Source organism: uncultured Oscillibacter sp. (genome assembly GCF_910579365.1).
Lineage (GTDB): Bacteria > Bacillota > Clostridia > Oscillospirales > Oscillospiraceae > Oscillibacter.
Window position 1 is genome coordinate 1 of record NZ_CAJTUX010000114.1, and the last position, 5,479, is coordinate 5,479.

Below are 5,479 nucleotides of genomic sequence, written 5' to 3' on the forward strand. Positions count from 1 at the left end.
CGTCTTTTTCTCCATGTCCGGCATTGCTTTTCCTGGCCTTTCCAGTTACAATGTTCAACGGTATTGTAAAAAATATGGGAGGTTTTTTGTGCGATGGGACTGGATTATGATCCGTTGTGGGACGAACAGGGACAGCTTCGCCGGGGCTGCACGGTGCGGGAGGCCCTGGCTTGGCTGACAAAGTTTGGAAGCCACAGCGCCGGGGAGAATGTCTGTGTCAATGGCGTGAGCTATAAGCTGGGCAGTTTGCTCTATGGCCCGGACCGGCCCGCTGTAGCGGACAAGCCCATTTCCCGCGTCTATGACGGCTACTACCGCCAGTTGAACTTCAGCGTCTGACTCACCCTGCTGGGAACGAAAAAAGCCCACGGCATCCCTTTGGTTTTGGGATGCCGGGAGCGTTGCCGGAGGGTGTTCACCTTTATCTTTCCATTTGGTGGCTGCGCTTGGAAGAGCGCTTTTTTTCGGAGGTTTTCTGCTGCTGGCCGTGACTTAACTCATCTAACTCATCCCGCAGCTTCTCCCACAGGGGGTTTATCTCCGTGGCAACGGTCCCACTGTCCGCGTCTAAATTGATATGGGCGGCAATAATGGGACTGTCCGGCATCAGCTGGGTCAGCTTTTCCACCATTTTAGGCTCTGGGTCAAGAATGACAGCAGTTTCCCATGGGTGGCGTATTTCCATATTGCAATCGAACTGTTGGATAGCCTCCGTTATCGTAACGCCGTTGTATACGGAGCGGGCTGTTGCGTTATACAGCAGCTCCAGGGGGTCGAACCGCCCAAAGTGGCGGGTATAGAACTGCGCTGCGCACCCGTTCTCATGCACAGTGCAGAGCGCCAGGGAGCTGATTTTGTCAGGGGCTTCCGGGGCGGTAAAACCTACGAAATAGTCCCAGGAATCCTCCTCGATCTCCTGCACCGGCGTATTTGTCTGCAAATAAATTGCCGCGCCTATCATCTCCCACGGCAGCATCCCTTTATTCGCAATTCCGCTCAGGTCGTACACACCTTGTAATGTATCCAGGGTAAAGTGACGGGAAATGAAGGAAAACGTATTGTACAGGTCCTCTTTCAGTCGGAGCCAGAGGCTGTTGCCAAAGTCCAGCAGATTTTTGCTGGCTTCTTCATTTGGGGAGGGAATGAGCGCGTTTATACGAGCGATAAATTCCTGACTGCTCATCTCGCAGGTTTCCTTTGGGGGACTTTTAGAGGACGAAGCGAAGCCGTCCGCATGCTGTTTCATAATGTTGATTACCTCTTTCTGAAATGCAAAAGAGGCGGAGCATCCCAAGTCAGGAATGCTCCGCCTCACCTCTTTTGCTGTTATCTGTAGACAACCTGCTCCAGCCCTTCGCCCTCGGTTATTGGATGCGTTTGACTTATAGATTTTGGCTTGTCCGGCTTGGGCTGGGTATGCTATGATAGAGATGTAAAAGCCACTCAGGAAGGAGACCCCGCGATGGAAGGCCGCACCTATATTGCCGTGGATTTAAAATCCTTTTACGCCAGCGTCGAATGTGTTGAGCGGGGCCTCGATCCCCTCACCACCAACCTTGTGGTGGCGGACCTGCGCCGGACGGAAAAGACCATCTGCCTCGCCGTGACGCCCTCCCTGAAAGCCTGGGGCATCTCCGGCCGGGCGCGGCTGTTTGAAGTCATCCAGCGGGTCAAGGAGGTCAACGCTCAGCGGCTCCGTTCCGCACCGGGGAGGCAGTTTGCCGGCTCCTCCTCCAGCGATACTGAATTAAAGGCCAATCCGGCTTTGGCGGTGGATTATATCGTAGCTCCGCCCCGGATGGCTCATTACATGGAATGGAGCACGAAGGTCTACAACGTCTATCTCAAATATATCGCGCCGGAAGACATTCACAACTACTCCATCGACGAGGTCCTGATGGACGTGACCAATTACCTGGGAACCTACCGGCTCAGCGCCCGGGAGCTGGCCATGAAAATGATTCTGGATATTCTGGAAACCACCGGCATTACCGCCACGGCGGGCATCGGCTCCAACCTGTACCTCTGCAAAGTGGCCATGGATATTGTGGCCAAGCACATCCACCCGGACGTCAACGGCGTGCGCATCGCCAAACTGGACGAGCGCAGCTACCGGCGTCTGCTGTGGGATCACCGGCCCCTCACCGATTTCTGGCGGGTGGGCGGAGGTTATGCCAGGAAGCTGGAGGCCCACGGTCTCTACACCATGGGGGATATCGCGCGCTGTTCTCTGGGCGGTCCGAATGATTATTATAATGAGGATTTGCTGTACAAGCTGTTTGGAATCAACGCGGAGCTGCTGATCGATCACGCCTGGGGCTGGGAACCCTGCACTATGGCGGACGTTAAGGCGTATCAGCCGGAGAGCAAGAGCGTCGGCTCTGGGCAGGTTCTCCAGCATCCCTACGGCTACGAGAAAGCCCGGCTGGTGGTACGGGAAATGGCGGACCAGCTATCTCTGGACCTGGTGGACAAGGGACTAGTCACCAGTCAGCTGGTGCTGACTGTGGGCTATGACCGGGAAAGCCTGAACGGACGGGGCTACAAAGGGGAGGTAACGGCGGACCGCTATGGGCGGGCCGTTCCCAAACACGCCCACGGCACCGCGAATCTGGGGGATTATACCGCTTCCACGAAGCGCATGATCTCCGCTGCTGTGGAGTTGTTTGACCGCATCATCGACCGAAATCTGCTGGTACGCCGCCTGTACCTCACCGCCACTTGTGTGGCAAACGAGACGGAGGTTTTGGAGAAAACGGCTTTTGAACAGCTGGATCTGTTCACGGACTACCACGCCGTTCAGGAACAGCAGGTCCGGGAGGCTGCAAAGCTGGAGCGGGAGAAGAAGGTCCAGCGGACCATGCTGGACATCAAGAGGCGGTTTGGGAAAAACGCGATTCTGAAAGGCATGAATCTGGTGGAGGGAGCTACCGGGAAGGACCGCAACGATACGATTGGAGGGCATCAGGCGTAATGGGGAAATATGACGATATCATCAATTTGCCGCACCACGTCTCCAGCGCTCATCCCCATATGCCCATGCGGGACCGGGCGGCGCAGTTTATGCCCTTCCGGGCTTTGACCGGCTATGAGGCCGCCGTCCACGAAACGGCCCGACTGACAGATTCGAAGGCTGAGCTGACGGAAGATGAGAAGGCCCTCTTAGATTTGCGGCTGCAAGAGCTGGCGGACAGAATCACGGAGCATCCCGAGGTAACGCTGACCTATTTCCAGCCGGATAAAAGGAAGGCCGGAGGCGCCTGCGTCACCATTACAGGGCGGCTCAAGAAATTCGATGAATATGAAGGCGAGCTGCTTTTATTGGGCGGAGAGCGCATTTTAATTGAGAATATCCTGTCGGTTCAGGCGGCAGAGGCGTGATTCGTGAAACGCCCCCGGCATCCCAACCAGAGGATGCCGGGGGCGTTTTGCTGGGCCACACGGGGCCGCTGTGGCCCGTTAAGCCTTCTTCAGGGGCGGGGCCTCCACCTCGGAGAAGGCGGCCTCACGGGGGCTGACACTGGCTTCCTGTTGGTTACCCCGAAACGCTGCCTGGACGCGCTCCAGCTGGCTCCGTAGATCCTGGACCCGCAGGAACCCGCCGCTGGGGGCCTTGGCGGTCAGGACCATATCATCCAGGCCGTCGATCTCCATGAGCAGCCGGACGGCTTCCAGCGTGGTCTGCCATTGGGCTTCTGTTGGCTGCCGTTGTGCCGCGGCCTTGAGGAGGATGCAGGAGGCGTCCAGCTGCATGATGGGGTCCGGTATTGCGCAGGGAACCTCCAGTTCCACCAGGGGCGTGGTTTGCTCATTTGTTTCAGCGAAGTGCCTGACCATCTCCATTTCCGAGTCGACCCATGCCAGAAGTGCGCCGCCATCACCCAGGTCTTCGCCGGCCAGTGCCAAGGCACCGCGGAGGGTGACGGCACTGGCCGGGAGCTGATCGAGGCCCTCCAGCATGGACACGGTTTCGCGGGCCAGCAGGGTACAGGCTTCTAGGATCGTGAGGGGCGTTCTGTTGTCGTTGTTCATTGTGAAATTCCTTTCTTTCCTCGATTTTTTGGGGCGTGGCAACACCATGTCACACCTCTGCCGGAATATCCATTCATCAAGAGCAACGAAATATCTGTGCCATTTTTGACCATCCGGGAAAGCCGATGGACGGTGGAATCTTCTCTACTGCCATCAAAGAGAAGCACCGCGCCCCCGCAGGGCGGGGACGCGGCGGCGATGTGGTGATTCAGGGCTTCTCGGGAGGCAGGTCCTCCTCGGGATCATCCTCCTCGGTGGTGGTCCCGGTGGGGCTGGCGCTGGCCATGGAGGCGTTGACCCGCTCGGCTTCCTCAGCGGCATCCTCCTCAGCTTCGATCAGCGCTTCCTCGATCAGGTTCAGCACGAACTCCCGCTGGGTCAGCTTCCTGCCGGTCCGCTGGGTTTCCCGCTCCAGGTGGGCCTTGATCCGCTGGAAGAGCTCCTCGGGGATTTGGAAGGCCATCGTTCTCGTATTGCCGCTCATAGTCGTCGTACCTCCGTTTTTCTTCAGATTGTAGTATTCGATCAGCAGGTTCGTGATGTATTCGCTGGTGGTCTGGCCCGCCGCCTCTCTGGCCTCGCAGACTTGCGCGTGGAGGCTGAGGGGTACCTGAGCGCAAAGGTTCTTTTTCTGTTCCATGCTGCCGTTCTCCTTCCCGTTTGTTGTAACGACAGTATAGCCGGAAAGCATTGAGAAAGCTATTACCAACACCACCGAAGAACGCTGAACACATGAAGCATAAGCAACAATGGCGGGAAGGGCCGTTCTGAAATGGAAAACCTCCCTCGGAGCGGCTTGGGAGCTCCAGGGGAGGTGTGCTTTTCTTTTTTAGAGAGAGGCGGAGAGTTCGAGTCGAGCAGGCTGCTAAAAACTGCCAAAACAGCTCATTTTGCATCTCTGGTGCGTTATTTTTATTTTACGATACCAAATTCCACCAATCGCTTCTGATAATTTTCGTTTTTAGCAAAATCCGCTCTTTGTGCGCAAAAATCCCGCACTTCGGTGCGGGATTTTTGCGTGCATCTCGTTTGTCAACGAAACTTGGTCCGAGTGGCGGGATTTGAACCCACGGCCTCATGGTCCCGAACCATGCGCGCTACCAACTGCGCTACACCCGGATATACCTGTTATGAAAAATATACCTTGAACTTCTTTTGTTATTATATGAGATATTTATTCAAATGTCAATCTTTATTTTCGCAGCTCTTAACATTTTCAACTTAAAATGTACCCCATCTAAAATGGAACCGAAATGGAAAAACAGCAGCTTCAGCCTATATGAGATAGCCGTACTGAGAGAAAACCCGTATACGCATGAAGTCAGGCAGAAACAAATCTCGTTTACAGCTGAGTTTAAGGAAGTTTTTTGGGTGCGGTATCAGGCTGGAGAGTATAGTTAACATACTTGTAAACACTCGAAAGATGGATTAGAATAAGAGAATGCGT

At 55.4% G+C, this 5,479-nt stretch carries 6 protein-coding genes and 1 tRNA gene; 3 read left to right on the plus strand and 4 right to left on the minus strand.

Translation table 11 applies throughout. The features are described 5' to 3' along the window. Positions 1-93 precede the first annotated feature (93 nt). Positions 94-339, plus strand: a complete 246-nt coding sequence (locus tag QZ329_RS14785) for a hypothetical protein (RefSeq protein WP_016321682.1) — start codon at positions 94-96, stop codon at positions 337-339. Positions 340-421: 82 nt separating this feature from the next. On the opposite strand, the gene QZ329_RS14790 is transcribed toward QZ329_RS14785, so the two are convergent. Further along, entirely contained in the window at positions 422-1,183 is a 762-nt protein-coding gene (locus QZ329_RS14790) for a hypothetical protein (RefSeq protein ID WP_295753770.1), read from the minus strand. Between the two features lie 279 nt (positions 1,184-1,462). Between QZ329_RS14790 and QZ329_RS14795 the strand changes: the two genes are divergently transcribed. Both QZ329_RS14795 and QZ329_RS14800 read left to right on the plus strand, forming a co-directional pair. Next, positions 1,463-2,974, plus strand: a complete 1,512-nt coding sequence (locus tag QZ329_RS14795) for a DNA methylase (RefSeq protein ID WP_295753772.1) — start codon at positions 1,463-1,465, stop codon at positions 2,972-2,974. Next, positions 2,974-3,381 (plus strand): hypothetical protein, encoded by a 408-nt coding sequence (locus tag QZ329_RS14800; RefSeq protein ID WP_295753773.1) that lies wholly within the window; start codon positions 2,974-2,976, stop codon positions 3,379-3,381. Before QZ329_RS14795 ends, QZ329_RS14800 begins: the two co-directional genes overlap by 1 nt. Positions 3,382-3,459: 78 nt before the next feature. On the opposite strand, the gene QZ329_RS14805 is transcribed toward QZ329_RS14800, so the two are convergent. The 3 genes from QZ329_RS14805 to QZ329_RS14815 all read right to left on the minus strand — a co-directional run bounded on the left by QZ329_RS14805 (position 3,460) and on the right by QZ329_RS14815 (position 5,151). Beyond that, positions 3,460-4,032, minus strand: a complete 573-nt coding sequence (locus tag QZ329_RS14805) for a hypothetical protein (RefSeq protein ID WP_295753774.1) — start codon at positions 4,030-4,032, stop codon at positions 3,460-3,462. Positions 4,033-4,240: 208 nt separating this feature from the next. Next, complete coding sequence (locus QZ329_RS14810) at positions 4,241-4,672, minus strand: translation initiation factor 2 (protein WP_295753775.1); 432 nt, start codon at positions 4,670-4,672, stop codon at positions 4,241-4,243. 403 nt (positions 4,673-5,075) lie between these two features. Then, positions 5,076-5,151, minus strand: a tRNA-Pro gene (locus QZ329_RS14815). Positions 5,152-5,479 lie beyond the last annotated feature (328 nt).